The sequence below is a fragment of the Micromonospora sp. HM134 genome (assembly GCF_007833915.1).
Taxonomy (GTDB): Bacteria; Actinomycetota; Actinomycetes; order Mycobacteriales; family Micromonosporaceae; genus Micromonospora; species Micromonospora wenchangensis.
Map to the genome: position 1 here is coordinate 244,496 of NZ_CP041061.1, position 26,544 is coordinate 271,039.

Annotated in this window: 25 protein-coding genes and 1 tRNA gene; 9 read left to right on the forward strand and 17 right to left on the reverse strand. The window is 73.0% G+C overall.

Annotated features, from left to right (window positions below; genetic code table 11):
• Nucleotides 1-114: 114 nt before the first annotated feature.
• From FJK98_RS01240 to FJK98_RS01265, 6 genes are all read right to left on the reverse strand, one after another.
• A complete protein-coding gene (locus FJK98_RS01240) occupies nt 115-588 on the reverse strand; it encodes an Rrf2 family transcriptional regulator (RefSeq protein ID WP_204958567.1) in 474 nt (157 codons plus the stop codon).
• A 29-nt stretch (nt 589-617) separates the two neighbouring features.
• Nucleotides 618-2,585 carry a chorismate-binding protein gene (locus tag FJK98_RS01245; protein WP_145917362.1) on the reverse strand — a complete coding sequence of 656 codons (1,968 nt, stop codon included), beginning with the start codon at nt 2,583-2,585 and terminating at the stop codon, nt 618-620.
• 90 nt (nt 2,586-2,675) lie between these two features.
• A complete protein-coding gene (locus FJK98_RS01250) occupies nt 2,676-3,323 on the reverse strand; it encodes an isochorismatase family protein (RefSeq protein ID WP_305070087.1) in 648 nt (215 codons plus the stop codon).
• A 20-nt stretch (nt 3,324-3,343) separates the two neighbouring features.
• Nucleotides 3,344-4,117, reverse strand: coding sequence for a 2,3-dihydro-2,3-dihydroxybenzoate dehydrogenase (locus tag FJK98_RS01255; protein ID WP_145917363.1), 774 nt, complete (start codon nt 4,115-4,117; stop codon nt 3,344-3,346).
• Entirely contained in the window at nt 4,114-5,679 is a 1,566-nt protein-coding gene (locus FJK98_RS01260) for a class I adenylate-forming enzyme family protein (protein ID WP_145917364.1), read from the reverse strand. Before FJK98_RS01260 ends, FJK98_RS01255 begins: the two co-directional genes overlap by 4 nt.
• Nucleotides 5,680-5,681: 2 nt before the next feature.
• The gene (locus FJK98_RS01265) at nt 5,682-6,233 is read right to left on the reverse strand and encodes an SRPBCC family protein (protein WP_145917365.1); all 552 of its coding nucleotides are present in this window, start codon (nt 6,231-6,233) and stop codon (nt 5,682-5,684) included.
• A gap of 964 nt (nt 6,234-7,197) precedes the next feature.
• On the opposite strand from FJK98_RS01265, the gene FJK98_RS01270 reads away from it, so the two are divergent.
• The 7 genes from FJK98_RS01270 to FJK98_RS01300 all read left to right on the forward strand — a co-directional run bounded on the left by FJK98_RS01270 (nt 7,198) and on the right by FJK98_RS01300 (nt 13,668).
• A complete protein-coding gene (locus tag FJK98_RS01270; RefSeq protein ID WP_145917366.1) occupies nt 7,198-7,644 on the forward strand; it encodes a cobalamin B12-binding domain-containing protein in 447 nt (148 codons plus the stop codon).
• Complete coding sequence (locus FJK98_RS01275; protein WP_145917367.1) at nt 7,641-8,921, forward strand: methylaspartate mutase; 1,281 nt, start codon at nt 7,641-7,643, stop codon at nt 8,919-8,921. The genes FJK98_RS01270 and FJK98_RS01275 overlap by 4 nt, the downstream gene beginning before the upstream one ends.
• Nucleotides 8,922-8,933: 12 nt before the next feature.
• Nucleotides 8,934-9,890, forward strand: a complete 957-nt coding sequence (locus tag FJK98_RS01280) for an amino acid ABC transporter substrate-binding protein (RefSeq protein ID WP_145917368.1) — start codon at nt 8,934-8,936, stop codon at nt 9,888-9,890.
• 47 nt (nt 9,891-9,937) lie between these two features.
• Nucleotides 9,938-10,978, forward strand: a complete 1,041-nt coding sequence (locus FJK98_RS01285; protein WP_205789348.1) for a DMT family transporter — start codon at nt 9,938-9,940, stop codon at nt 10,976-10,978.
• Nucleotide 10,979: 1 nt separating this feature from the next.
• A complete protein-coding gene (locus FJK98_RS01290; RefSeq protein WP_240762537.1) occupies nt 10,980-12,050 on the forward strand; it encodes an aspartate-semialdehyde dehydrogenase in 1,071 nt (356 codons plus the stop codon).
• Nucleotides 12,047-13,105 (forward strand): aspartate kinase, encoded by a 1,059-nt coding sequence (locus tag FJK98_RS01295; RefSeq protein WP_168222362.1) that lies wholly within the window; start codon nt 12,047-12,049, stop codon nt 13,103-13,105. Before FJK98_RS01290 ends, FJK98_RS01295 begins: the two co-directional genes overlap by 4 nt.
• 170 nt (nt 13,106-13,275) lie before the next feature.
• Nucleotides 13,276-13,668 carry a Fur family transcriptional regulator gene (locus FJK98_RS01300; RefSeq protein WP_145917370.1) on the forward strand — a complete coding sequence of 131 codons (393 nt, stop codon included), beginning with the start codon at nt 13,276-13,278 and terminating at the stop codon, nt 13,666-13,668.
• Between the two features lie 71 nt (nt 13,669-13,739).
• Here FJK98_RS01300 and FJK98_RS01305 read toward each other — a convergent pair whose 3' ends face one another.
• The 5 genes from FJK98_RS01305 to FJK98_RS01325 all read right to left on the reverse strand — a co-directional run bounded on the left by FJK98_RS01305 (nt 13,740) and on the right by FJK98_RS01325 (nt 19,134).
• Nucleotides 13,740-14,132, reverse strand: a complete 393-nt coding sequence (locus FJK98_RS01305) for an SCO5389 family protein (RefSeq protein WP_145917371.1) — start codon at nt 14,130-14,132, stop codon at nt 13,740-13,742.
• 129 nt (nt 14,133-14,261) lie between these two features.
• Nucleotides 14,262-15,134: a hypothetical protein gene (locus FJK98_RS01310; RefSeq protein WP_145917372.1), complete on the reverse strand. Its 873-nt coding sequence runs from the start codon at nt 15,132-15,134 to the stop codon at nt 14,262-14,264.
• Nucleotides 15,122-16,018 carry a hypothetical protein gene (locus FJK98_RS01315; RefSeq protein WP_145917373.1) on the reverse strand — a complete coding sequence of 299 codons (897 nt, stop codon included), beginning with the start codon at nt 16,016-16,018 and terminating at the stop codon, nt 15,122-15,124. The genes FJK98_RS01310 and FJK98_RS01315 overlap by 13 nt, the downstream gene beginning before the upstream one ends.
• 222 nt (nt 16,019-16,240) lie before the next feature.
• The gene (locus tag FJK98_RS01320; protein ID WP_145917374.1) at nt 16,241-17,812 is read right to left on the reverse strand and encodes an aminotransferase class I/II-fold pyridoxal phosphate-dependent enzyme; all 1,572 of its coding nucleotides are present in this window, start codon (nt 17,810-17,812) and stop codon (nt 16,241-16,243) included.
• Nucleotides 17,812-19,134 (reverse strand): NAD(P)/FAD-dependent oxidoreductase, encoded by a 1,323-nt coding sequence (locus FJK98_RS01325; RefSeq protein ID WP_145917375.1) that lies wholly within the window; start codon nt 19,132-19,134, stop codon nt 17,812-17,814. Before FJK98_RS01325 ends, FJK98_RS01320 begins: the two co-directional genes overlap by 1 nt.
• Before the next feature lie 582 nt (nt 19,135-19,716).
• On the opposite strand from FJK98_RS01325, the gene FJK98_RS01330 reads away from it, so the two are divergent.
• Complete coding sequence (locus FJK98_RS01330; RefSeq protein ID WP_228543176.1) at nt 19,717-20,388, forward strand: hypothetical protein; 672 nt, start codon at nt 19,717-19,719, stop codon at nt 20,386-20,388.
• A gap of 147 nt (nt 20,389-20,535) precedes the next feature.
• Here the strand turns inward: FJK98_RS01330 and FJK98_RS01335 are convergent.
• The 6 genes from FJK98_RS01335 to FJK98_RS01360 all read right to left on the reverse strand — a co-directional run bounded on the left by FJK98_RS01335 (nt 20,536) and on the right by FJK98_RS01360 (nt 25,455).
• Nucleotides 20,536-20,610, reverse strand: a tRNA-Lys gene (locus tag FJK98_RS01335).
• Nucleotides 20,611-20,697: 87 nt separating this feature from the next.
• Entirely contained in the window at nt 20,698-21,495 is a 798-nt protein-coding gene (locus tag FJK98_RS01340; RefSeq protein ID WP_205789467.1) for an ABC transporter ATP-binding protein, read from the reverse strand.
• Nucleotides 21,492-22,559, reverse strand: a complete 1,068-nt coding sequence (locus FJK98_RS01345) for an iron chelate uptake ABC transporter family permease subunit (RefSeq protein WP_205789349.1) — start codon at nt 22,557-22,559, stop codon at nt 21,492-21,494. Before FJK98_RS01345 ends, FJK98_RS01340 begins: the two co-directional genes overlap by 4 nt.
• Nucleotides 22,556-23,605: an iron ABC transporter permease gene (locus tag FJK98_RS01350; RefSeq protein ID WP_145917377.1), complete on the reverse strand. Its 1,050-nt coding sequence runs from the start codon at nt 23,603-23,605 to the stop codon at nt 22,556-22,558. The genes FJK98_RS01345 and FJK98_RS01350 overlap by 4 nt, the downstream gene beginning before the upstream one ends.
• The gene (locus tag FJK98_RS01355) at nt 23,602-24,540 is read right to left on the reverse strand and encodes an ABC transporter substrate-binding protein (RefSeq protein WP_145917378.1); all 939 of its coding nucleotides are present in this window, start codon (nt 24,538-24,540) and stop codon (nt 23,602-23,604) included. The genes FJK98_RS01350 and FJK98_RS01355 overlap by 4 nt, the downstream gene beginning before the upstream one ends.
• Before the next feature lie 63 nt (nt 24,541-24,603).
• Nucleotides 24,604-25,455 (reverse strand): siderophore-interacting protein, encoded by an 852-nt coding sequence (locus FJK98_RS01360; RefSeq protein ID WP_145917379.1) that lies wholly within the window; start codon nt 25,453-25,455, stop codon nt 24,604-24,606.
• Between the two features lie 303 nt (nt 25,456-25,758).
• On the opposite strand from FJK98_RS01360, the gene FJK98_RS01365 reads away from it, so the two are divergent.
• A complete protein-coding gene (locus FJK98_RS01365) occupies nt 25,759-26,319 on the forward strand; it encodes a carboxymuconolactone decarboxylase family protein (protein ID WP_145917380.1) in 561 nt (186 codons plus the stop codon).
• Nucleotides 26,320-26,544 lie beyond the last annotated feature (225 nt).

The following is a 26,544-nucleotide window of genomic DNA, read 5'->3' on the forward strand; positions in this document are numbered from 1 at the left end:
GGGGCGGTGGTGCGGTCGCGGGTGGACCCCGGCCGGTCGCGGGTGGACCGTTGGCCGGCGGCGGGTACGTGGGCCGACGGTCGGCCGGCGGGCGCGTGGGTGGCGGCCGGGGCGTCAGCCGCGCAGCAGCGCGTAGCGGCGACGGGTGCGTTCGGCCGCCTCCGCCGGTGCCGAGGCGAGCAGGTCGGCCAGGGTGTGGCCGGCCAGTTCGCGTCGCCAGGCCAGGTCGGCGCGGTGCATGACGGTGCTGATGGCGCACGGGGTGCGGAACTCCGGCGCGGAGGGGTCGACCCCCGCGCCGCGCTGGCGGATCTCGGTGCACCGGAACGGGTTGTCGGCCCCCTCGATCGCCACCGTCACGTCCATCACGGTCACGTCCGCCGGTTGGCGGGCGAGCCGGAACCCACCGCGTGCGCCGGGCACCGACTGGAGGATGCCGGCCCTGGTCAGGGCCTGGAGGCACTTGGTGAGGTAGGCCGGGGGCAGCTCGAACCACTCGGCGAGCCGGACGGCGGGCATCGGGTGTTCGCCGCCGATCCAGGCGAGGGTCAGGCAGCAGTGCAGCCCCCACTCGACCTGCTCGCTCATCCGCATAACCTGGATAGTACACGTCCTGGTTAGCCGAGGAAGTCGACGCCGACGGCCGAATACGCGCGTCCCGCCCCCGGCTGCGGCAGGACCCGCAGTAGCTCCCGCAGAATGCCCACCCCGTCCTCGGTCAGGATCGACTCCGGATGGAACTGCACCGACGCGAACCCGGCCGCCCGCAGCGCGTACACCTCACCGGTCGCCGGGTCGCGGCTCACCTGCACCGTCTCGGCGTGCCGCCCCTGCGGCAGCAGCGAGGTGGGACAGCGCCCGGTGAAGGTGTTGTAGAAGGCGACCCGGTGCGGCACGCCGAACAGCCGGATCTCCTTCTGCACCCCCTGGTTGGGCACCGGCAGCCGGTGCAGCGGAATGCCCAGCAGGTCGCACAGCACCTGATGGCTCAGGCACACCGCGAGGAACGGGCGGCGACCGGCCAGCAGCGTGCCGATCGTGTCCCGCAGCAGCCGCACCCTCGGGTCGCCGCCGTCGCGCGGGTCACCCGGACCGGGCCCCAGCACCACCAGGTCGTACGCGTCGACGGTGAACGGCTCGTCGTGCCGGCTTACCGTCACGTGAAGCCCCAGCGAGCGCAGTTGCTGGCCGAGCATGACGGCGAAGGTGTCCTCCGCGTCGACCACCAGTACCCGCCGGCCGTCGAGCACCGGATCGGCGTCACCGGCCCGGTACGGGTCCCCGGCGTCGGGCTGGTCGGACGCCAACCAGAACCGGCCCACCCGCTCGTTGCGTTGCCGCAGTGCCCGCCGCACCCCCGGATGCCCGGCCAGCCCGCCGACCGGCTGGGCGTGCAGGGCGGTCAGCAGGCCGGCGGCCTTCGCCCGGGTCTCCGCCGCCTCCGCCACCGGGTCCGAGTCGCGCACCAGCGTCGCGCCGACCGACAGGCGCAGCCGGCCACCGGAGTCGATGTCGGCGGTCCGGATCACGATCGTCGAGTCCAACGTCCGGCGGCCGTCCCCGTCGTGGCCGATCAGGGCCAGCGCGCCGCTGTAGTAGGCGCGACCCGTCGGCTCGTACCGGCCGATCACCCGGGTCGCGTTCTGCAACGGGCTGCCGACCACGGTCGGGGCGAACATCGTCTCCCGCAGCACGTCCCGCACGTCCGCGTCGGTGCCCCCCTCGACCAGGTACTCGGTGTGCGCGAGCCGGGCCATCTCCCGCAGGTACGGGCCCCGGACCCGGGCGCCGTCCGGGCAGATCCGGGCCATCATCTTCAGTTCCTCGTCGACGACCATGAACAGCTCGGCCGTCTCCTTGGAGGTGGCGAGGAAGTCGAGCACGCCGGGCAGGGTCGGCCCGGACTCCGGGTACCGGTAGGTGCCGCTGATCGGGTTCATCACGGCCCGCCCGCCGGCCAGGCTGACGTGCCGTTCCGGGCTCGCCCCGACCAGCGTCCGGTCGCCGGTGTGCACCAGGAACGTCCAGTACGCGCCGTTCTCCGCCGCGAGCAGCCGGCGGAACAACCGCAGCGCGGCGGTCAGCGGGTCCCCGCCCAGGTCGGCCATCCAGGTGCGCTTGAGGACGAAGTTGGCCCCCTGGCCGCTGCCGATCTCGGCGTCGAGCACCGCGCGCACCAGCCCGGCGTACGCGGCGTCGGACAGGTCGTAGTCGCCGGGGCCGACCGGGATCTCGCCGTCGGGGATGCGCCGCAGTACCTCGGCCAGCGGCAGCACCTCCTGCTGCTCGACCCGCATCGCCAGCAGCGGGGTGCCGTCGTCGGGGGCGTCGAACCCCCGCTCGGCGAGCTGCCGGTAGGGGATCAGGACCAGCAGGTCCTCGGCTCCGGCCGGGCCGGCCGGCTCGGGCAGGGGCAGTTCGGCCAGCCGGTCGACCGGGGCGACCGGGCCGGCGAGCACGTCGACCCAGCCGTACTCGTGCGCGTACGGCCGGTGCAGCAGGGCGAACGGTCCGTGGCACCCGGCGCGGTCGACGGGTGGCAGCGCGACCGGTCCGGACGGCGCTGGTCGGTGCTCCGCGAACATCGGCCGCCTCCTCTCGTGGTGGGTGGCCGACCGGCCGGTGCAGGGGCCGGCCGGTCGGTGGTGGGACGGTGGGTGCGGGCCGAACCGTGCTCAGGCGCGGGCGGCGGTGCTGACGGACAGCGTGGCGAGCAGGGTGTCGGTGTCGGCGACCACGGCGCACCGGTTCGCCGCGTAGGTCAGGGCCATCCGGTGGTCGTCGGCGGTGAAGTCGGCCACCGCGTCGGCGGCCACGAACGTCTCGATGTCGTGCGAGAACGCGTCGCAGGCGGTGGCCAGCACGCCGACGTGCGCGTACACGCCGCAGACGACGAGCTGGTCGCGGCCGGCGGCGCGGATGCGGTCCAGCAGGTCGGTGCGGTGGAACGCGCTGTACCGCCACTTGGTGAACACCCAGTCCCCGACGGCGGGGGCCAGCGCCGGGTCGACCCGGCGCTGCTGCGGCTCGGCGGTCATCCCCGGCCCCCAGAAGTCGGCGAGCAGGCCCCGCTGGAGGGGGGTCATCGAGCCCGGCTGCGCGGTGTACGCCACCGGCACCCCCAGCTCGGCGCAGCGGGCGCGCAGCCGGGCCGCGTTGTGCCGCAGGGCCCGGCCCGGCTGCGCGTCGGGCGGGAACGGGCGCAGGAAGTAGCCCTGCATGTCGTGGACGAGCAGCACCACGCGGGCCGGGTCGGGCACCCAGCCGACGGTGTTGCCGGGCAGTTCGGGCAGGTCGTACCGGATGGTGTCCGGGATGCCCACGGTTGCCTCCTCGGTCAGGCTCAGACGCCGAGCGTGGCGCCGCCGTCGACGGTCAGGTGCTGCATGGTGATGTGCCGGGCGTCGTCGGAGATGAGGAACAGCACGGCGGCGGCGATGTCGGCCGGGTCGGCGATCCGGCCGAGCGGAATGCCCACCCGGTACGCCTCCGGCACCCCACCGATGGTGGAGCGCCGGGCGGCGTCGTCAGGCAGCAGCGCGGCCAGCATCGGGGTGTCGGTGGAGCCGGGGGCCACCACGTTGCACCGGATGCCGTACCGGGCGACTTCCAGCCCGAGCGCCTTGGTGAACGCGGTCGCCGCCGCCTTGGACGCGCCGTACGCGGACATGCCGGCGCGGGCGGTGCCGGCGGCGTTGGAGGCGACGGTGACGATGGTGCCGCGCCGCCGGGGCACCATCCGGTCGGCCACCGCCCGGCAGGTGTGGAACACCCCTGTCGCGTTGACCGCGAAGGTGAGCTGCCAGTCCTCCTCGGTGAGCGTGCGGGCCTCGCCCGAGCGCAGCACCCCGGCGGCGTTGACCAGCGCGTCGATCGGCCCGAGCGCGCGTTCGACGGTGTCCACCAGGTCGCGTACCGCCGCGCCCACCCGCACGTCGGCCGGGTACGCCGTCAGCGGCAGCCCGGCCGAACGGGCCTCGTCCACGGTGGCCCGCAGCCGGTCGGCGTCGCTGTCGACGGCGGCGACCGGGGTGCCGCGCCGGGCCAGCGCCCGCGCCACCTCGGCGCCGATCCCGCCGGCCGCGCCGGTGACCAGGGCCGTGCCGGTGGTGCTCACCGACCGATACCTTCGGCGACGAGCGCCCGGGCCAGCTCCAGCCGCTTGATCTTGGTGGTGGCGGTGTGCGGCAGGTCGGCCAGCCGGCGGTGCACCGGGTCGGCCATCGGCGGCAACCCCCGGGCCGCCGCCTGCCAGGCGTCGAGGTCGAGGGGCTTGTCGTCGCGGGTGCAGACCACCGGCACCGGACGGCCCCCGGTGCCCACGATGATCACTTCGGTCAGGTCGCTCATCCGGGCCAGCAGGTGGTCCTCGGCGACCAGCGTGCTACCGAAGCCGGGCACCACGTCGACCTCGCGGTCGAGCAGGTGCAGGCAGCCCCACCGGGTGCGGTAGCCGACGTCGCCCATCTTCCACCAGCCGCCCTCCACCTGTGCGGCGTAGCGTTCCGGCTCACCGAGGAAGGTGATCGCCCGCCCGTCGCTGCGGGCCTCGATCCGGCCCGGCGACTCCCGGGTCGGGGGGCGGCCGTCGACCGACACCACCCGGATGTCGGTCATGCCGGGGAACGGCACCCCGACGCAGCGTCCGTCGTGCTCCGGCTCCCACCGCCTGCTGTACGTCCGGCCGACCACCGGGCCGGTCTCGCTCTGGCCGTACAGCTGGGCGAACTTCGGGTTGCGGTGGGCGGAGGCAGCGAGCATCCGGCGGATGGTGCGCGGGTGGATCGCGTCGAACGTGCTGCTGAAGTAGCGGACGCTGGCCAGCGGCCGGCGCGGGTCGTCGGCCAGTTCCTCCCAGCGCAGGAACGAGTTGGGGTGCGCCTCGATCACCCCGGGCCGGAACCGGGTGAGCAGTTCGGCGGCCCGCGCCGGGTCGTCGTCCGCGAGCACGATCAGCGGTACGCCGCGCGACAACGCCAGCGTCATCGCGCTGATCGCCCGGGAGTGCACGAACGACACGTGCAGCAGCAGTGGTTCGCGGCGGCGGACCAGCGCGGCGATGGTGGCCTGCGGCCGGTACCGGGCCTGGAGCGACCAGCCGGTGTGCACCGCCATCTTGGGGATGCCGGTGGTGCCGGAGGTGTGGGTGACCAGCGACGGGTGGTCGGCGGGCATGGTCACCGGTGCGACCCGGGGTACGCCGGCAAGCTCCGCCAGCGCGGTGCCCGCCGGGTGGGTACCGGCGGCGAGCAGCACCCCGTCGGCCAGTTCGCCGACGCCCTCGGGCAGGCTGCCGGCCAGCTTCGTCCCGTCGGTGAGCAGGTACGCCGGGGCGGCCCGGCGCAGCAGCTCGGCGACGGTCGCGCCGTCCAGCTTGGGCGAGAGCAGCACCGGTACCGCGCCGATGCGGGCGACGGCGACGGCGAGCAGCGGGATGTCGAACCCGTCCGACTTGTAGACGACCACCCGGTCGCCGGGGCGGATGCGCGCCGCCCACAGCCGGGAGGCGAGGTCGTCGACGAGGTCCGCGAGCTCGGCCATGGCGATCCGGCGGCCGAGTTCCGGGGCGACGTCCAGGTCGTGGTCGAGGATGAGCAGGTTGGCGGGGTGCCGGGCGAGTGCCCGGTCGAAGACCGTGCCGAGTCGGATTCCCTGGTTGGCGACGCGTTGCAGCAGCATGGCTACCGTCCTCCGGAGGGCTGTTCGATGAAGGTCTTCAGCCGCGCGAGCGTCAGCTCGATGTCGCCGCGCAGCTTCTCGGTCCACTGGGTGAAGAACCGCTCGGTCGCCTCGGCGTCGAGGTCGGCGGTGATGCCCCGGATGCCCTCGGTCGCCGCACCCATCCGGAAGCGGTGGATGAGCAGGCTGCCGCCGGGGGCGGCGTTGATCTCGTACGACCAGACGCTCTCCTGCCGTTCGCCGGCGCTGTTGCGCATCGCCCAGGCGAACATCCGGCCGGGTGCGGCGCGTACCACCTCGGCGGTGGTCTGCCACTCGCCCCGGACCACGGGCGCCCAGGGCACCACGTCGTCGCTGCGGACGTTGTCGCCCCGGAACACCGCACCGACCGCGCCGGGGGTGCCGGAGATCCATTTCCCGCCCCGGCATTCCGGGCTCCACCGACCGCTGGCCGGTAGGTCGCTGACCACCTCGTAGATGTGCTGACCGGTGGCGTTCACCTCGATTTCGCCGTGCACCGAGAACAATTCGCGACGGCCTTTCGCACCCAACACGGAAACCTCCTCCCGAGGGCGTGCCGAGCCGCCGCACAATGGCGGCGACGGCACGGGGACGGTCGACGACGACCGGGACGTTCGGCGGCTGCGCGCGGTGCGGGGAACCCCCGTGACGCGGTGACGCCGGTGACTATGAGTGCCGCAATGATCACTGTCGATCAGGCGTGCGGGTAGACCATAGGTCGGTCGCGGGGGCCGTGCAACGCATCTCGGTACGCCGGGTCACCCCCGTCACCGTGTGCAGCGGACCATCGTGCCTTATCTATCCCCTGGCCACCGGGGTGGCGCGGATCGGCGTCATCCGTGACCCCTAGTCATCAATTGACCTGTTCAAGTGTCCCGAAATTCGGGACGCGTGATTGGTGGCGACAAGTGTCGGACCCGGTCGGGTGCCGCCGGGCGGGCCGAACACATGTCGGATCGGCGACCCGGCTCCCCCGGGTGAGCGGCGGGGGAGCGAATGGTAACGGGAATGATCTGGATCACTCCAGTGGGGGTGGTCGAGGGGTGCGCCGGGTGCAGCCGCCGACCGCTTCTCATGATGTGGGAGGTAGGGAGAGATTGTTCCGGTCACCCTGCGCCACGGAGGGTGTCGACCTGCCGGGCGGGCGGTGCTGGTGGGGAGCGGCCCGCGGGCGGCGCGGGCGGGCCGTGCCCGGAATGCCGGTGGCGATTTGGCTACCGTGCGTGTGCGCAGGGGGCGACCCGCCGGAAGTCAACCGGGACATTGCTTGTCAGGGTTCTGGTCGCGTCCTAGACTCGGCGACCGACAGATGTGTGAGACACCCACTTACGGGGAGTTGCGGTGTTCAATGCAATGGCGGGCCTGAGCTAGCCAGATCATCTTTCTCTGACCATGGAACGGCACTTTACGCCGAGCTTCCGTACGGAGGCTACGGCGACCCAGCCGTGCCCATTTTCCGTGACGATTTTCCGCTAGCGATGTGTCCTGGAGTTCGGCATGCGCCTCTCAACGGCCAACGCACCGGTCGCTGTCCTGTCCACCATTCCCTCCGACTCGCACACCTGGAACCTGGTCTACCTCCACCTGCTGCTGGAGGAGCACGGCTTCCGGGTGGTCAACCTCGGCGCCTGCACGCCGGTCGACGAACTCGTCGCCGCCCACCTGCGGCACACGCCCGACCTGGTCGTGGTCAGCACCGTCAACGGGCACGGCGCGGTCGAGGGCGGGCAACTGATCCGCCGGCTGCGCCGGCACGACCGCACCACCCCCGTCGTGATCGGCGGCAACCTCGGCGTGGCCGGGTCCGCCGACGGACGGCACGTGCCCGCCCTGCTCGCCGCCGGGTACACCGGCGTCTTCGTCGGCGACCGGGCCGTCGACGACTTCCGCGCCCACCTGCACACCCTGCACGCCCGTCCGCACCTGGCCGCGAGCCCGGTGTGACCCGGGGACGGTTCGCGTCGTACGTGGCCGACAACCGGGCCGCCGGTCGGTTGGTGGTGCAGCCCCGGATGGGCTTCGCCACCACCGAACAGATGCGCAGCGGCCTGCTCGCCGTCCGCGCCGCCCGGGCCACCACCGCCGGCACCCTCACCCTCGACAGCTTCACCCGGGTCGGCGACCACGCCAGCGCCGCCCGCGCCCTCGTGCACGCACACGACCTCAACGGCTATCCGCTGGTCGCGCACGGGGCGGTGATGACCCGGGCGATGCTGGAGGACATCGCCGCCGACGACTTCCCGGTCCAGGTACGACACGGCTCGGCACTGCCGCTGGGCATCTTCCACGCCCTGCTCGACGCCGGCCTCGACGCCACCGAGGGCGGGCCCGTCTCGTACTGCCTGCCCTACAGCCGGGTGCCGCTGCGGGCGGCGATCGACGAGTGGGCGGCCTGCTGCGAACTGCTCGCCACCGTGGGCGACGGGCGGGGCGCCCACCTGGAGAGCTTCGCCGGCTGCATGCTCGGCCAGCTCTGCCCGCCGTCCCTGCTCGTCGCGCTGGGCATCCTGGAGGGCCTGTTCTTCCGGCGGCACGGGGTACGCAGCCTGTCGCTCAGCTTCGCCCAGCAGACCAACCCCGGGCAGGACCTGGACGCGCTGCTGGCCCTGCGGCACCTGGCCGCCGAGTTCCTGCCGGACTGCGACGTGCACCTGGTGGTCTACACGTTCATGGGGCTGTTCCCCCGCACGCCGGCCGGTGCCGCCGCGATCCTGGCGGAGAGCGTCCGGCTCGCCGTGGCCGGCGGGGCGGCCCGGTTGATCGTCAAGACCTCGGCCGAGGCGTTCCGCATCCCCACCGTCGCGGAGAACGTCGCCGCACTGGAGTTCGCCGCCACCCAGGCGGCCGGCTGCGCCGCACCGACCCGGCAGTCCTTCGACCCGGCCGACTCCCCGGCGTACGCGGAGGCGCGGCTGCTCGTCGAGGCCGTGCTCGACCTGCACCCCGAGCCCGGTGCAGCGCTCGCCGAGGCGTTCGGCACCGGCCTGCTCGACGTCCCGTTCTGCCTGCACCCGGAGAACGCGAACCAGGCCCGCAGCCGGGTCGAACCCGACGGGACGCTGCGCTGGACCCGGACCGGCCGGATGCCGCTGCGACCCGCCACCGGCCACGCCGCCGACCTCGGTTCGGCCGAACTGATCGACATGCTCGCCTTCAACCAGCGCCGCTTCGACACCCCGACCACCGAGCCGACCGCGCCGGCCCTGAGCCCGGCCCGTTGACAGGGAGACCCGATGACCTCGGTCCTGACCAGCACGACCGCCCGCCTCGACCGGGTCCGCCGCCACGGCGCGGTGCGCGCCGGGGTGAGCACCGGCATCCGTGGCCTGTCCGCCCCCGACACCGACGGCCGGTGGCAGGGCCTGGACGTGGACACCGCCCGGGCGGTGGCCGCCGCCGTGCTCGGTGACGCCAACGCGGTCGAGTTCGTGCCGCTCACCCCGGACCAGCGGATGCCCGCCCTCGCCGGGGACGACATCGACCTGCTCACCTGCAACGCCACCTGGACGGTGACCCGGGAGGCCGGCTTCGGGGCCACCTTCGTCGCCACCACCTGCTATGACGGCGGGGCGTTCCTGGTGCCCCGGGCGGCGGGTGTCACCGCCGCCGCGCAGCTCGCCGGCCGCCGGATCGGGGTGCTCGGCGGCACCAGCAGCGCCGCCAGCCTCGCCCGCTACTACGCGCCGCTGGGCGCCGAGGTCGAGGTGGTGCCGTACCCGGACGCGGCGGACGCCCTCGCCGGCTACCGCGACGGCGCGGTCGACGCGTACGTCTGCGACGGGGTGGTGCTGGCGGCCGAGAAGACCCGGCTGCCGGAACCCGACGCGCATGTCGTCCTGCCCGAGCTGATCTCCCGCGAGCCGATGGGCCCGGCGGTCGCCGACGGTGACTCGCACTGGCTCAAGACGGTCCGCTGGATCATCTTCGCGCTGATCGCCGCCGAGGAGGAGGGCCTGACCTCGGCCACCGTCGGCCAGGGCGCGGCGTCGGCGCTGCTGGACGCGCAGGCCCGCCTCGGCGACACGCTCGGCCTGCCACGGACCTGGATCGGCGACGCCGTCGGTCAGGTCGGCAACTACGGCGAGGTGTACGACCGCAGCTTCGGCGTGGCCAGCGGTCTCGACGTGCCCCGCGGCCTCAACGACCTGTGGACGCGCGGCGGCCTGATGTACGCCCCGCCGTTCGCCTGAGCACGGCCGCAGCCGAGGGGGCGGCGACCGCAACCGGAAGGGACAGCATGGAGAACCACCGCAGCAGCAGGACACCGATGGTCCAGATCATCGTCGCGATGGCGGGCTGGGGCACGATCGGGGTGTTCGTCCTCGAATCCGGGCAGCCGGCGTTCAACGTGGTCTTCGCCCGGTGCGTGCTGGGCGCGGTCGCCCTCGCCGTGGCCTGCCTGGTCGGCGGCTACTTCCGCAACACCGGGCTGACCCGGCGCAACCTGCTGCTCGCCGCCGGTGGCGGGGTCTGCCTGGTGTTCAACTGGGTGTTCCTGTTCTCCTCGTTCGAGCAGACGTCGATCACCATCACCACCGTCGTCTACCACACCCAACCGTTCTACGTGCTGTTCCTCGGCGCGCTGCTGTTCAAGGAACGGCTCACCCGGGCCAACGTCGGCTGGGTGGTGCTGGCCTTCGTCGGGCTGGTGCTGACCACCGAACTGTGGACGGCGCTGCGCGGCGGGGGACTGGACTCCCGGCAGCTCCTGGGCATCCTCAACGCGCTGGCCGCCGCCGTCCTCTACGCCCTGGCCACCATCGCCGCGAAGCAGCTCAAGGGGGTACGGCCGCAGATCACCGCACTGATCCAGGTGCTGATCGGCATCCCGCTGCTGCTGCCGTTCGTCCGCTTCGCGGCGCTGCCGGCACCGGGCGCGAGCAGTTGGATCTGGCTGGCGGTGCTCGGGGTGTTCCACACCGGCGTGCTCTACCACCTGCTCTACTCCGCCGTTCCGCACCTGCCCAGCTCCACCATCGCGGTGGTGGCGTTCGTGAACCCGGCGGTGGCGATCGTCTGCGACGTCGTCGTCTACGCCCACCGGCCCACCCTCGCCGAGATCGTCGGCATCGTGCTGATCGTGCTGTCCAGCCTCGGCGTGACGCTGCGCTGGCAACCGCTGGCCGCCCGCCGGCCGAGTCCCGGGCCCGGCGACGCGTCGGCCGGGCCCGAGGTGCCCGCACCGGCCGAGGTGCCGGTGGCGACCGGGGCACCCACTCCTCTGGTGACCGTCGACGAGGCCGGGTCACCCCACTCCGTCCTTCGAAAGCAGGGCTGACGTGACATCCTCCACCGACACCCCCGCTCTCCCCGAGACCGACCTGCGGGCCGTCACCGGCGCCGCGTTGCCGATCGCCGTCGTCGGGGCCACCGGCGCGGTGGGCCGTACCCTGATCGACCTGCTCGTCCAGCGGGGTTTCCCGGTCGGCCAGTGCGTGCCGGTGGCGTCGGCGCGCTCCGCCGGGCAGCGCGTCGACGTGCCGGGCGGCACCGCCACCGTCCACGACCTCGACCGGTACGACTTCTCCGGCGTACGGCTGGCGTTCTTCTCCGCCGGCACCGGGACCAGCGAACGGCACGCCCGTCGCGCCGCAGCCCAGGGCGCACTGGTCATCGACAACACCAACGCGTTCCGGATGGCGGCGGACGTGCCGCTGGTGGTGCCGCAGGTCAATCCGGACGTGCTGGACCAGCGGCCGGACAGCGGCATCATCGCCAACCCGAACTGCTCCACCATTCCCCTGGTGCGCCTGCTCGCCCCGCTGCGCCAGCGGTACGGCCTGCGCCGGGTCACCGTCAGCACCTATCAGGCGGCCTCGGGCCGGGGTAACCGGGGCATGACGGAACTGCGTGCCCAGGCCGCCGCGGCGACCGACGACCCGACCCGGACCGGCCCGGTCGAGGCGTTCGGGGTGCCGCTGGCGTACAACGTGATCCCGCTGATCGACACGCTGCTCGCCGACGGGTTCACGCTGGAGGAGCAGAAGATGCGGCAGGAGAGCCGCAAGATCCTCCGCGACCCGACGCTGGACGTGACCGCCACCTGCGTCCGGGTGCCGGTGCTCAACGGGCACAGCGAGACCGTGGTGGTGGACTGCGACGCGCCGGTCGACGCCGGTGCGCTGGCCGCGCTGCTGGCCGGCGAGCCCGAGGTCCGGGTGTGGGCCGACAAGCCGCCGACCCCACGTACCCTCGACGACCCCGACCTGGTGCACGTCGGGCGGATCCGGGTCGACCCGGAGCACCCGAACCGGGTGGCGTTCTGGCTGGTGGCGGACAACCTGCGGATCGGCGCCGCGCTGAACGCGGTGCAGATCGCCGAGGTGCTGGTGGCGAGGGGGGTCCGGTGAGCCGGGTACGGGTGGTCAAGTTCGGTGGTTCCAGCTTCGCCGGTCCGGAGCACTTCCACACCGTCGCCGCCCACCTCGCCGGGCGGGTCCGGGACGGCGAGAAGCTGGTGGTCGTCACCAGCGGGATGCCCGGGGCCACCGAGGAACTGCGTCGCCTCGCCACCGAACTGCACCCCGAGGTCAGCAGCCCGGCCCTGCTCGGCCTGCTGCCGTTGGCCGACACGGTCGGCGCGGCCCTGCTGCGGATCGCGCTGGAACGCGCCGGTCTGCGCGCCGAACTGCTGCCGCCGCACCACATCGGCCTGGCCAGCAGCCCGGCGGGTGGGCAGGCCGCCGCGCTCACCGGTGTCGACCCGGTCTATCTGCACGGGCACCTGGCCGCCGCCGACGCGCTGGTGCTGCCCGGCGGTCAGGCGGCCGACGCCCACCAGCGCCCGACCTGGCTGGGCAAGAACAGCTCCGACCTGTCCGCGGTCGCGGTCGCCGCCGCGCTGCGGCTGCCCGGCTGCGACATCCACTCCGACGTGGAGGGCGTGTACGACGCCGATCCCCGGCAGGTCCCGGCGGCGCGACTGCTGCCGACCCTGGCGTACGCCGACGTGGTGACCATGGCGCGGGCCGGCGCGAAGGTGCTGCACTCCGGTGCCGTGGAGTTGGCCGCCCGGCACGGCGTGACGGTCACCTGCCGGCTGAACACCGGTGACTTCCGGGTCGGTTCGGTGATCGGCCCGACCGGTGACCCGGCGTACGCGGTGGTGGCCGACGCCCGTTCGGTGGTGCTCACCGGCGACGACCCGGACGCCGTCGAGGCGGTGCTCGCCGCCGAGGGCCTGGCCACTCTCCGGGTGGGTGGCGCGGTGGTGGCGACCGGCTCGTTCGCCGACGTGCCGGCGCTGCTCGCGGCGCGGGGCAGGGCCTGCACCGTGACCGGGCAGAAGCTGCTCACCGTGCTGCGCGCCGGGGTGCCCGAGTACGAACTCGTACCGGCGACCGAGCTGGCGGTGGTCGCCCGGTCGCGGCACGCGGCCCTCACCACGGTCGCGGCCGTGGCCTGACCCGCCCCCGGCGGCCGTCGTCCCCGGGCCGCCACGGGCCGTGGGGTGCCCGTATCCGCAGCGCATAATGGGTACGGCCTCCGCGTGGACCGGTGGGGGCGGGGAGCAGCGACGGCCGCCGGGCGGGGGCCGGGGCGACGAGCGGAGACGGCGGTACGGTGACCCAGGCGATGCCGAACGTGACCCGGAACACCCGTCAGCGCGGCGAGGTGCTGGCGCTGCTGCGCGAGGTCGACGGTTTCCACACCGCGCAGCAACTGCACCAGATGCTGCTGGCCCGCAAGGCCCGGGTCGGGTTGACCACGGTCTACCGCACCCTGCAACTGCTCGTCGACGCCCAGGAGATCGACTCCACCCGGCTGCCCGGCGGCGAGCAGTTGTTCCGCCGGTGCAGCCAGAGCCGGCACCACCACCACCTGGTCTGCCGCCGGTGTGGCAGCACCGTCGAGGTGGCCGGGCCGGCGGTCGAGCGGTGGGCCGACCAGGTCGCCGCCCAGCACGGTTTCACCGAGGTCGGGCACACCTTCGAGATCTTCGGCACCTGCGCGGAGTGCGCCCGCTGACGACCCGGCCACGTCGCCGGGTGGGCCGGACCGGGACGGTTCTCCCCGGTCCGGCCCACCCGTGCGGCGGGTCAGCAGTTGCGCAGCTCGGGTGACTGGTTCAGGAGCTGGCCACGGGTGGAGACGAACCGGCGGTAGGGCTCCGAGTCGACCGCCGCCGGCCGGAACGCGGCGACCCGGTGGCAGTTCTGGAACGCCAGCCTGACCCCGAAGTGGCGCTCCAGGCTGGCCCGGATGGCGTCGCTGGCCATCGCGCGCAGCAACTGCCCCCGCTCCGCGTCACCGGGCGGCGGTACGACGTTGTCCGCCCGGTCCGCGCCGGACGACTCCAGGTCGGCGACGACCCGGCTCACGGTCTGCCAGGCGTACGGCAGCGATTCCCGGACGCAGGCGACGAAGTCCCGGTCGTCGACGGGGCCCGCCTCGGCGGCTTCCAGCAGGGCGGATGGAACGGTGAGAGACATGGGCGCTCCTCAGGCTGATAACGATTATGATTGTCGTTAGCGCTAACGCAGGGAGCACACCACGTCACCCCGTCCGCGTCAACAGCGACACTCCGGCTGCCGGAGCGGTGCGGCTCCGTCCCGTCCGGCTCAGCCGCGCCTGAGCTCACACTTCGGCGGCGGGGGCTGCCCGGTCCACCGCAGCTCGGCGCAGTACCGCAGCGAACGCGCGGGCGACACCCGCCACTCGTAGCGGGCCGCCTGGAAACCCATGTGGGTGACCCGTGCACAGCACCGGAAGGGCACGTCGCCGTTGCGCAGCCGGTGCTCCTCGACCACCCCGTCGATCTCCATCCGTACCCGGAGCTGGTAGTCGACCGTGCCGTGCGGGAACACCTCGCCGCCGTCGTACGGCGGGCCCAGCGGGGCCGGCAGCTCGATCGTCTGCCCGGCGACGAGGACGCGCGGCCGACCGGGGTCCCCCTCCCACCTGCCCGCCGGCCGTCCGCTGCCGGAAGGGGTGGTGGCCGGGGCCGGGGCGTCGTCCCGGCAGGCCAACTCGACCCAGGGACCGTCCCCGCCCGACAGGTCGACGTCGGTGACCGACACCGCCGCCACGGACACGCCACCGATGTCGAGGGTGCGCCGGGCGTGCACCGACAGGGCGTGCACCGGCGCGACACCCACCGGGATGCCGCCGTCGCGCTGCGCCCACCCGGCGAACTGCCGACAGTCCGTGACCGGGGCCGGCGGTCCCGCCTCGGCGCGGGCCCGGGTGGTCAGGAACGTCAATTCGGTGCCGTCCTCGGTGCCGGTGATCCGGGCGGTCACGTCGAGGACCGGGCCGACGCCGACCGCGTCGGACGGGCTGGCCGGGCCCGACGGTGGAGGCGACGCGGCCCGGTGTCCCGCCCCGTCCCGCGCCCCGAGCAACCGGACCACCCCGAAGGCCAGCAGGGCGGGCAGGACCAGGGCGACCACGAGCAGGGCGGTCTGCCGCCGGCCGGTGTTCACAGTTTCCACACCGGCGGTCCGGCGCCGTCCGCGGTCCAGCCGTCGAGCAGGCTCACGTGGTACCGGTCCTGGTAGCGGGCGGCCACGCCGGTGCTGCGGAACGGCCGACCGTGGTCATCGACCACCTGCACCCGCTTCTCGCCGCCGAGGTCGAGTTCCAGTTCGATGACCCATTCGCAGTACGACCGGTCGGTGTACGCCTGGACGTCGATGGTCACCGGCTCACCCGGGCTGAGGGTCAGCGCGCGGCGGTCCACGTAGGCCGCACCGAGCGTCTCGTCCTTCGGACTGATCACCCGGGCGACGCTCTCCGGCTCGTCCAGGTCGAAACCGATGCTCAGCGGCTCCCCGTCGCCCTGGCTCCCCCGGAGGAGGAGAGCGCCGGACAGCGGCGCGGAACGCTTGAGCACCCGCGCGCGGATCTGCCTGACGAACACCGGGCCGGTCCACTGGCCGACCGCGGAGACGCGGAGCCGGGTGAGGACCCGGGCCAGCCGCCCGTCGACGGAGCGCACCACCCCGTTCACGACGTCCGGGAAGGTGTCCGCGACCTCCCCCTCGGCCGGCAGCGACCGGGAGAGGAGTCGCTGCCGCTGGTCGCCGGTCAGCGGCGTGGCCAGGGCCCAGACCACCGCCTCGTCGGAGCGGTCGTAGTAGTAGGCGTTGGTCGCGATCGGCGGCTTCCGCTGGGCGTCGGCCCGTTTGGCCTGCTCGACCGCGCGGTCGTCGCGTACCGCCTGCTCCGCGGAGGTGATCCGGTTGGCGACCGCGCCGATCACCGTGCCGATCACCGCGCTGGCCGCCGCCCCACCCGCCGCCAGCAGCAGCTTGCGCCGGGTGGACCGGTCAGCGGCGGCATCCGGCTGCCCGTCCGACAGCGGCGCGGCCGGCACCGGCTGCGGTCCCGTCGGCTGCGGCGTGGCCTCCCTGGGCTCGGCTGCTTCCGGCGGCGTGACCGCTTCCCGGGGCGTGGCCGCTGCCGGCTGCGGCGGTTCCGGTCTGCGCTGGCCCCTGGTCCGTCTGGGTCTGCGTGGTGGCACGCCTCTCACCTCCGCACGGCGACCGGATCGACACGTTACGCCATTGTGGATGGAGCCGCAGGGGTAACGCGCCCGTCAGCGGGGCGCGCTGCCGAACGCGCTGGAGAGGTAGGCCCGCGAGTCGGCGAGCGCGCCCTCGATGATCCGGGCCGCCTCGCGCGCCTCCTCGGGCCGGTGCCCGGCCTGCACCTGGAGCCGGAACCGCGACGAACCGGTCGGGGTCACCGGGAACTCGACCATGAACGCCAGCACCCCCCGGTCGAAGAGCAGCCGGTTCGCCGTCCGCGCCAGCTTCTCGTTGCCGATCAGCAGGGGCACGATCGGGGACGGCTCACCCATGCAGGTCAGGCCCCGCCCGGTCAGCTCGTCGCGCAGCGCGTGGATCGCCGTGAAGAGCCGCGCCCGTAGCGCGTCCCCCTCGGCCGACCGGATGATCCGGGCCGCCTCCCGCACCACCGCCGTCTGCACCGGGGAGAGCGCGTTGGAGAAGAAGTGCGAGCCGCCGAACATCTTCACGTACTGCTTCAGGGCCGGCGACCGGGACGCCACGAAACCGCCGTTGGAGCAGAACGTCTTGGAGAACGCCCCCATCACGATGTCGACCTCACCGAGCAGGCCCTGCATCCCCAGCACGCCCGTGCCGCCCGGCCCCATCGAGCCCAGGTCGTGCGCCACGTCGACCAGCAGCGTGGCGTCGTGCTCCCGGCAGAGGCGTTGCAGGGCGACCAGGTCCGGCCAGTCGGCGTCCACCGAGAAGAGCCCGTCGGTGACCACCAGGATGCCGTTGCGGCTGTCGGTGGCCCGGATCCCGGTCAGGTGCCGGCGGACCGCCTCGACGTTGAGATGCTCGTAGCGGACCACGTTGCGGGTCGCCGCCCGCGCCCCCTGCTGGAGGCAGGAGTGGGCCAGCCGGTCGATCAGGATGTGGTCGGACTGCCGGACCAGGCCGACGACCGCCCCGAAACCGGCCGCCCAGCCGGTCGGGAAGAGCGTCACGTGGTCGAGTCCGACCAGGTCGCCGAGGGCGGCCTCCAGGTCGTCCGAGATGCGGGTGTTGCCGAGCACCATCGGCGAGCCGGCGCTGTGCGGCCCGTAGTCGTGCATCGCCTTCGCCGCCGCCTCCCGGATCCCCGGGTGGGTGTTGAACGACAGGTAGTCCTGCGAGTTGAAGTTGATGCCCCGGGCCCGCCGGCCCAGGTCGTTGGTGATCTGGGCGACGCTGTCCGGCGCCGCCTCCAGCACCCGGGAGTACTGCCACGTCTCGGTACGACGGCGGGCCTGCACCCAGTCGTAGAAGTCCTCGGTACGGGTCAGCAGGTTGCGCCCGGCGGGCCGGTAGAAGTCGTAGGCGTTCTTGTCCAGCGCGTACTCCTCGTCGGGGTCGACGGGGTTGCGCAGGTGGGCCGGCTCCCACATCTCGGTCAGGTCCTCGACCACCCGGGCCAGTTCGTCGCCGTCGAGCGACCCGAGGTCGTCCCACGGGACGTGGGTGGCCCAGTTGCGGGTCATCTCGGAGACCTCCGACGCGGTACGCGCCATGGTCGCCGCGTCCCCGCGCCGGGCCGCCGCCAGGATGATCCCGATCAGTTCGCCGTCGTCACGCTGGTCCAGCTCGATGGTCACGGTGCCGTCTCCCGGGTGCGTCATCAGGCGAACAGGTTCTGCTGGTACGAGCGGGACGTCGCGGCGAAGTCGGCGAACACCGCGTGGTCGGCCGACGACTCCTTCGCGGCGTCGTTGAGCAGGAAGAGGTTCGACGCCTGGAAGAACTCCGACACCGGGGCGACGTCGGCGTGCGTGGCGATGAACCGGTCGGTCTCCTGCTGGTTGCCCCGCAACGCGACGAACAGCTGCAACTCGTCGTGCCGGTACGGCCGCATCTCGGCCAACGTGCAGACGTAGTCGTGGTACGCGGCGGCGTTCTGGCTGCGACGGCGGCCCCCGTAGGCGGCCATCGCCTCGTCGATCGACGCGGCACCGCGCAGCCACCGGTCCAGCGCGGCGCTGACCAGTTCCGCGTCGCGGAAGGCGTGGGTCATGCCGATCGCGGTGCACTGGTCCTTGGCCGACTCGGCGTCACCGACGAGCACCCAGCCCGGCCCGTGCAGCGGTCGCAGGAACGCCGACTGGTCCAGGGTGCCGTAGATGCGCTCCTCGCGGGTCCCCTTGGCCCGTACCATCTCGCCCAGCTCCGGGCTGACGAAGTCCAGGGCCCGCTGGTAGTTGCCCGGCACGTCGGCGCGGAACTCCCGCGACCACTCGCTCGGCCCCCAGACCAGCACCATGTTCTGCCCGAAGTTGGTCGGCACCACCGCGCAGGCCAGCCGGCCGCGCCGGTGCAGCTGCGCCGGGCCGAGGTCGAAACCGGACCAGTAGCTCCAGTACGCGAAGGTGCAGCGGGGCCGCTCGTCGAACTTCGGCAACCCGAGGGTACGGGCCACGAACGAGTTCCGGCCGTCGGCGCCGACCACGATCCGGGCCCGCTCCTCGACCTGCTCCCCGTCGACTCCACGCCCCCGTACGCCGACCACCTGCCCGTCCTCCACGACCAGCTCACGGACGGTGAACCCGGTGCGTACCTCGGCCCCGGCCCCGGCCGCCGCGTCGACGAGGATCTGGTCGAGCACCCGCCGCCGCACCGAGGCGTAGCTCTGCACCACGCCGGAGTCGTCGCCGTGCAGGTCCCGGAAGTACTCCCGGAGCAGCTCGACCGGCACCGAACCGGTAAGCGAGATGCCGTCGTTGACCACCTCGACCGTGGTGTGTGCCGGGGTGACCGCGAGAACCTCGTCGAGCAGCCCCCAGCGGTTCAGGTAGGACATCCCGTGCGGCCAGAGGAAGTGTGTCGAGATGACGTCGCTGGGGAACGAGGCGCGGTCCACCACCAGCACCCGGTGGCCCTGCCGGGCGAGCAGCAGCGCGGTGGACGCGCCCGAACAGCGGGCACCGATCACGATGGCGTCGTACATCTGCCTCGGTCCTTCCGGGGGTGGCGGCGGGGAAACCCACCCGCCGTGGTGCGGAGTCGCCGCAGGTCAACCCGGGTCTGTCAGGGGCCTCGACGGTTGCCTCCGGTGCCTGCACCACCCGGCCCGGCCAGCCCGAGCGCAGAGCATAGCTTACGTCCACAGTGGAACATTGCGGATCGGGCTTCATCGCGCACATGGGCTCTTCGTGTGGAGTTGGCCGTCGGAGGTGACCTCGAAGGCGTGCGGGGCCGCCACTGCGTGGATCACCCCGAGCCGGGCCGTCCGTTGCTGGACGCTGATCGTTGTCCGGGGGCTTCCGGGAATCGGCCGGACACGTCGCGTCGGCGCAGCCTGGTGGACAAGGGGAACACCCCGCCCGGCCAGAGGAGAGCCATGGTGAAGAAGAGATGGTTGCTGATAGCCCTTGTCGCGGTGGTTGTCGGTGCTGCGGCACCTCCGGGGAGTCCGGCGTCCGCCGCGATCTTCGGTCCCGACACACGGACACCGGTCAGCCCGACCACCGGGTATCCCGCCAGTGCCACCGTCCGGTTGACGTTCCCCGGTGGCCAGTGCACGGGCTTCATGATCAGTGAACGTACGGTCGCGTCTGCTGGCCACTGCCTGCACACCGGTCCGGGCGGCACGTGGCGTCCCAACATCGTGGCGTACCCGGGCTCCGATGGCAGCAACGCGCCGTTCGGTTCGTGCGCCGCCGTCCAGTTGTTCGCGCCAGTGGGCTGGACCGGGCGTTCCAACGCCCCGGGTGGGGGAGATCCGGCCCACGACTACGGGGCGGCCCGGCTCAACTGCACGGTCGGCACCAGGACCGGCTGGTTCGGCCTGGGCTACCCGACACAAACCACGACCGGGTCGTGCACGACGACCCAGGGATATCCGTCCGACCGGCCTGGGCAGTGGACCAGCAGCGACTCCGTCCGCGCCGAGGACGCGAACTTCCTCTACGTCCGGCACCCCTTCACCAGTGGGCAGGACGGCAGCCCGATCTATTTCGCCCAGCCGCCGGTGTCGGCGCTGTTCTCCGCAACGGACTGGGACGAGCTGTGCCCCCGGCCACCGGTACTGGTGAAACCATGCCCGTGCCCGCCGCCGCCGGCCCCCTGTGCCGACTGCCCACCCATCACGGTCGCGGCGATCCTCACCACCAACCCGTACGCCACCGGGCCCAGCCTCGCCAACAACATCGCTACCCGGATCACGCCCGAGATCGTCAACAATCTCATGCAGTGGCGTTGACCAGACCGTGGTCGCTCCCGGGACGGACGGCGGGCCGCCGCCCCGGGAGTTGGGCTGCGTCTGGTCGGCCGCCAAGCCCCAGCCCGGCACAGGGCGGTTGTAAGGGGTGAACGCGAAAGGCGATGAGGGCCTGTTTGTCAGTTCAGGTGGTGGGCCGCCAGGGACTCGAACCCTGAACCTAAGGATTAAAAGTCCTCAGCTCTGCCATTGAGCTAGCGGCCCGTCGGCCCACAGGTTACCCGACCACGTCCTCCGGTTCGGGTACGCCTGCGGGCAGCCCCCGACAGCCGGGCGGGCGGTCACCCCACCTCACCCCGCGGCCGGTTCCCTGGTGTCGGCCGGTACGACCATGGGTGCTCCGGTGACCGGGTCGGGGACGACCTGGTTCGGCATCCCGAACACCTCGGTGACGAGCCCGGCGCCGACCGTCGACGCCGGGTGCCCCTCGGCCACGATCCGGCCGTCGCGCATCGCCACCAGGTGGGTGGCGTACCGGGCGGCGTGGTTGAGGTCGTGCAGCACGGCCACCACGGTGCGTCCCCGGGTGACCAGGCGGTGCAGCACGTTGAGCACGTCGATCTGGTGTGCCACGTCCAGGTAGGTGGTGGGCTCGTCGAGCAGGACGAGGGGCGTCTCCTGGGCGAGCACCATGGCGATCCAGGCCCGCTGGCGTTGTCCGCCGGAGAGTTCGTCGACCCGCCGGTCGGCCAGGTCGGTGGTGCCGGTGGAGTCGAGCGCCGACTCGACGGCCTCCTCGTCGGCGTGGGAGAAGCGGCGCAGCACCCGCTGGTGGGCGTAGCGGCCCCGGCCGACCAGTTCACGTACGGTGATCCCCTCGGGCGCGGTCATGGTCTGCGGCAGGAGCGCGATCCGCCGGGCGCGTTCCTTGGCCGGCAGGGTGACCAGGTCCGATCCGTCGAGCGTGACCCGGCCCTCGGCGGGGCGGAGCAGCCCGGACAGGGCCCGCAGGAGCGTCGACTTGCCGCACGCGTTGGGCCCGATGAGCACGGTGAACGAGCCGTCGGGCACGGCGAACGACAGGTCGGCGCTGACGGTCCGCTGGTCGTACCGGAGGGTGACGTGCTCGGCCCGCAGCCGCGCGGTCAGCTGGTCGACCATCGGGTCCTCCTGATCTCGTGGACGAGCAGCCAGAGCAGGTACGCGCCGCCGAGGGTGACCGTGACCACCCCCACCGGCACGGTCAGCGGGATCACGTGCTGGGCGATCAGGTCGGCGCCGAGCAGCAGCAGCGCCCCGACCCCGGCGGTGGCGGCGAGCGGCAGACCGGGTGCCCGGACGAGCCGGCGGGCGATCTGCGGGGCGGCCAGGGCGACGAAGGAGATCGGGCCGGCGACGGTGGTGACGGCGCTGACCAGGGCGACCGCGATGACCACGAGGACGGCGCGGTTCCGGTCGACCGCGACTCCGCTGGCGGCGGCGACGTCGTCGCCCAGTTCGAGTTGGGCCAGGGCCGCCGCCCACAGCGGGGTGACGGCCAGCAGCACCAGGATGATCGCGGCGGCCGGCCAGACCACGTCGGCGGTGGCCGCGTTGAGCGAACCGGCGCCCCAGGCGGCGGCGAACAGCGCCGTCTCCAGGTCGGCGCGGAGCAGCAGCCAGGTGTTGGTGGCGGCGAGCATCGAGGAGACGCCGACCCCGACGACGATGAACCGGAACCCGGAGAGGCCGTCCCGGTAGGCGAGCAGGTAGATCGCCAGCGCCGCGAGCAGGCCACCGGCGAGCGAGCCGAGCATCAGCAGGTGCCAGCCGCCGCCGAGCAGCAGCAGGGCGATCAGCATGCCGGTGAACGAGCCGTTCGCCAGGCCGATGATGTCCGGGCTGGCCAGCGGGTTGCGGGTGATGGTCTGGAAGATCGCCCCGGCGACGCCGAGCGCCGCGCCGAAGGCGACGGCGGCGGCGATGCGGGGCAGCCGCCACTCCAGCACGACGGTGCGGGTCAGCCCGTCGATCCGGCCGTCGAGCACGCCGAGCACCTCGTCGAGGCGCAGCGGGAAGTCACCCAGCCAGAGGCCGACGACCGCCAGCACCGCGACGACGAGCGTGGCGGCGGCGCAGACGGCGGCTTCGCGTACGCCGACGGCCACGTGCCGGCGGTCGGTGCCGAGCAGTAGCCGGCGACCTCCGGCGGTGCGGCGGACCGGCCGGCTCACAGCGCGGTCGCCCGTCGGCGTCGGGCCAGCGCGATCAGCACGGGCGCGCCGACGAACGCGGTGACGATGCCGACGGGCATCTCACTCGGCAGGACGGCGACCCGGCCGAGTACGTCGGCCAGCAGCACCAGCATCCCGCCGGCCAGCAACGATCCGGCGAGGATGCGGCGCTGGTCGGTGCCGACGCCCCAGCGCACCAGGTGCGGCACCACGAGCCCGACGAACGAGATGGGGCCGGCGATGGCGCTCGCCCCACCGGCGAGCAGGGTCACCGCACCGAGCACGAGCAGCCGGGTCCGGACCAGGCTGACGCCCTGGGCGGCGGCCAGGTCGGGGCCGAGCGCGAGCGCGTTGAGGCTGCGGGCCGCGACCAGCGCGGCGAGCAGCCCGGCCACGATCAGCGGCAGCACCGGCAGCACCACGGCGGTGTCGCGTTCGAGCAGGCTGCCGGCGTTCCAGCCGCGCATCCGGTCGAAGGTGTCGGGGTGGGTGAGGGTGATCCCGGTGGTCAGGCCGGCGAGCACGGCACCGGTCGCCACCCCGGTCACCAGCAGCCGGGTGGGGGTGGCCCGCAGGTCGGCGGCGCCGCCGACGGCGTACACGGCGACGGCGACCAGGAGCGCGCCGAGCAGGGCGAGCCACATGTAGCCGGCCGGCGAGGTGATCCCGAAGAAGGCGATGCCGGCGGCGACGAACGCGGCAGCGCCGGCGTTGACGCCGAGGATGCCCGGTTCGGCGAGCGCGTTGCGGGTGAATGCCTGCATCAGGGCGCCCGCCACGCCGAGCCCGGCACCGACGAGCAGCCCGGCGAGGGTGCGGGGTAGGCGTTGTCCCCAGACGACGTACTGCGCGGTGTCGCTGCCCGCGCCCCGCAGCGCCGCCCAGACGTCCGCCGGGGGCACCGGGTTCGCGCCCACGAAGACCGACAACACCAGCGACCCCAGGAGTACGACGACCGCGCCGGCCAGCCAGCGTCGGGTGGTACGGCGACGCGCGGCACGGCCGGTGGTCGGCCGTGCCGCGCGGGCGGGTGCGGTGGTGGTCAACTCGACGCGGTGAGGATGCGTTCGAGGTCGTCGAGGACGGCCTGCCCGCCGACCGTGCCGACCCCGGTGATCCAGAACGACTGGTCGACGAGGTGCAGGCGGGGGAAGGCGGCGGCGTTGGCGGTGACCGAGGCGGGGATGGTGCTGCGGTCGTTGACGTCGACGGTGGTGACGAAGACGTGGTCGGCCTTGGCCTCCAGCACCCGTTCGGGGGAGACGTCGACCGAGATGGAGTTCTCCCAGTCGCGCTTAGGGGTGGTGAAGCCGACGCACTCCAGCGCGCTGCCGGCGAACGAGGTGGGCCCGTAGAGGGTGAGGACGCCGTCGCGGGGGCGGATGAGCTGCGCGGTCTTCCCGGCGGTGCCGAACTTCTTGGCGATCTCCGCGCACCGCTGCTGGAAGCCGGTGAGGAGCTTGTCGGCGGAGTCCGCTCCGCCGAGCGTGGTGGCGGTGAACTTCACGTTGTCCTGCCACGGGTCGGCCTGGGACGCCATGAACACGGTCGGGGCGACGTCGGTGAGCTGGTCGTAGAGGGCGGAGTGGCGGGACTCGGTGCCGATGATCAGGTCGGGCTTGAGGGCCGCGATCTTCTGCACGTTGGGTTCCTGGACGGTGCCGACGGTGGTGATGCCGGCGGCCTTGTCGCCGAGGTACTTGGGCACGCCGGCTGCCTCGCTGAGCACGGCCGCGCCGACCGGGGTGATCTCCAGGGCGATGGCGGTGTCGAGCTGGACCGGTTCGAGGACGACGACCCGGGTCGGCTTGTTGGGCACGGCGGTCTTGCCGCGTGCGTGCTCGACGGTTCTGGTGTCGCCGACGCTGCCCGCCGGGTCGGAGTCGTCGGAGCCGCAGGCGGCCACGGCGAGCACCGCCGCCGAGGCGACGGTGAGGGCGAGGAGACGTCGGCGGATTGTCCGAGGGGTGGGCGTGCGCATGGTGCAGGTTCCCGTCTGGCTACTGACAGTGATTACTCGCGGCGATGTTTAGGTTAGCATTACCTAATCATCGATCTCTTCGCGGGCTGGCCGGTCGTGCCAGTAGCCCTGGGTGTGCACCTGTTCCGGATCGATGTGCGCCTCGGTGAAGAGTCGGCGCAACACGACAATCTTGCTACTCTCCGTAGCTGCCCAGGCGTAGAAGTCGGTTCCCGCAGTCGCCGCCGCCCGACCGTTGCCGGCCAGCCAGTCGGCCACCAGCCCGGTCAGCGTCGTCCCGCCCCGGGCGTCGCCCCGCAGCCGGACCTCGACCTGGTGACCGGCGGCCACGTCGTCGAGGGTGCCGGCGTCCGCCGCGTCGCCGGCCTCCAGCAGGACCGTCGCCCGCACCCCCGGACCGAGGCCGGACAGGATGCCGCGCACCGCCGGGTATGCCGTCTCGTCCGCCGCGATCAGCACCCGCGTCGCCGGCCCCGGCTCCCACTGCACGCCGTACCCGGGGTGGCCGGCCCCCACGTGCGGGCCCGACAGGAGCAGCCGGTCACCCGGCCGGGCCGCCGCCGCCCAGCCGCTCGCCGGGCCGTGCGGCTGGTGCAGGTAGAAGTCCAGGTCCAGCTCGCCCGCCGCCGGCCGGGTCCGGTACGCGGTGTAGCTGCGCAGCCTCGGGCGCACACTGCTGGGAATGGACCGCCACTCGCGTCGCCACGTCTGCTCGGGCTGCCCCGCCCGCAGCTCGGCCGGGTAGCCGCCGTCGACCGGAAGCATGATCTTGATGCGCTGGTCGAGCTGGTACGGGGCCATCTCCCGCAGCCGCTCGTCGCCGAGCGTCACCCGGACGAACCCGGGCGACAGCTGCCGGGTCGCCGTCACGGTCGTCGCGAACAGGACGTTTGGCGAGTCGCCGAATGCTGACATGCCGGCAGAGGCTAGCGTGCCCCGTCCGGGCAGCTCACCGCCCCGGACCCGGCAGTGACCCGGGCCCACCCGGCCGGCGTCCGGTGACCCCCGCGCGACGCCCGTCGCAACGGTGGAACCCGCCGGGCCGGCGACGAACTCCCCGGCGGCATCCCTCGCCCCCGGTCGCGGCGTTCCCGGAGTCGGCCGCCCGACCAGGAAAAATGCGCGGAACATTGACGGTGGCCATGGTGGTGGCCCAATCTGACGCCGGCCCGGGTCTCCGCAGGTCCGGGCTTTCCACGCGTCGGCGAAGGAGTTCGTGTGCCACACATCACGCTCAATACGAATGAACCCGGAATCCGCGGCCTGTTCCGCTTCCGGCCGGAGACGGCGTTGCCGCTGAACGCGCTGGTCGAGGCCCTGCTGTGTGGCCCGGGCACGTTGACCCGGGGCGAAAGAGAACTCATCGCAGCCTATGTGTCGGGTCTCAACGAGTGCCGGTACTGCTACTCCGCCCACGCGGCGTACGCGGCGGCGCAACTCCCCGAGGGAATGCCCCTGGTCGAGCAGGTGCACGACGACGTCGACAGCGCGCCGGTGTCGGCCAAGATGCGGGCGCTGCTGGACGTGGCCGGCGCGGTGCAGCGCGGTGGCCGCGAGGTCACCGGGGACCTGGTGGCCGCTGCCCGGGCCGAGGGCGCCACCGACGTGGAGATCCACGACACCGTGCTGATCGCGGCCGCGTTCTGCATGTTCAACCGCTACGTCGACGGGTTGGCCACCGTCCTGCCGGACGACCCCGACTTCTACACCGACCGCGCGCAGCGGATCGCCGCCCACGGCTACCTCGGCGTACTGCAACAGGAGGTCATCCACGAGTGACCGGCCCGGCAGGCCCGTGACGTCGGCGCGGCGCGCCGTCAGCGGGCCTGCCGGAGCGCGTCGGCCAGTTCCGTCCCCGGGCACCCCCGGGCGGTCGTCAACTCCATGTGACGTATCCTGTACACGACTCTGGGTAATTGCCGGAGGTGATTTGCCGGTCTCGCTCCCGTTATGTCATTGCAAGTTGTGATCAATCTTGACCTTGTCGTGAAATGCTTCTTAAGG

Excerpts from the sequence above, each read along its gene's own strand:
- FJK98_RS01240 (WP_204958567.1), bottom strand. The coding sequence starts at position 588 with ATGAGCGAGCAGGTCGAGTGGGGGCTGCACTGCTGCCTGACCCTCGCC.
- FJK98_RS01245 (WP_145917362.1), bottom strand. The coding sequence starts at position 2,585 with ATGTTCGCGGAGCACCGACCAGCGCCGTCCGGACCGGTCGCGCTGCCA.
- FJK98_RS01260 (WP_145917364.1), bottom strand. The coding sequence starts at position 5,679 with ATGCTGCTGCAACGCGTCGCCAACCAGGGAATCCGACTCGGCACGGTC.
- FJK98_RS01270 (WP_145917366.1), top strand. The coding sequence starts at position 7,198 with ATGCGCCTCTCAACGGCCAACGCACCGGTCGCTGTCCTGTCCACCATT.
- FJK98_RS01280 (WP_145917368.1), top strand. The coding sequence starts at position 8,934 with ATGACCTCGGTCCTGACCAGCACGACCGCCCGCCTCGACCGGGTCCGC.
- FJK98_RS01285 (WP_205789348.1), top strand. The coding sequence starts at position 9,938 with ATGGAGAACCACCGCAGCAGCAGGACACCGATGGTCCAGATCATCGTC.
- FJK98_RS01300 (WP_145917370.1), top strand. The coding sequence starts at position 13,276 with ATGCCGAACGTGACCCGGAACACCCGTCAGCGCGGCGAGGTGCTGGCG.
- FJK98_RS01305 (WP_145917371.1), bottom strand. The coding sequence starts at position 14,132 with ATGTCTCTCACCGTTCCATCCGCCCTGCTGGAAGCCGCCGAGGCGGGC.
- FJK98_RS01320 (WP_145917374.1), bottom strand. The coding sequence starts at position 17,812 with ATGACGCACCCGGGAGACGGCACCGTGACCATCGAGCTGGACCAGCGT.
- FJK98_RS01325 (WP_145917375.1), bottom strand. The coding sequence starts at position 19,134 with ATGTACGACGCCATCGTGATCGGTGCCCGCTGTTCGGGCGCGTCCACC.
- FJK98_RS01330 (WP_228543176.1), top strand. The coding sequence starts at position 19,717 with ATGATCAGTGAACGTACGGTCGCGTCTGCTGGCCACTGCCTGCACACC.
- FJK98_RS01355 (WP_145917378.1), bottom strand. The coding sequence starts at position 24,540 with ATGCGCACGCCCACCCCTCGGACAATCCGCCGACGTCTCCTCGCCCTC.
- FJK98_RS01360 (WP_145917379.1), bottom strand. The coding sequence starts at position 25,455 with ATGTCAGCATTCGGCGACTCGCCAAACGTCCTGTTCGCGACGACCGTG.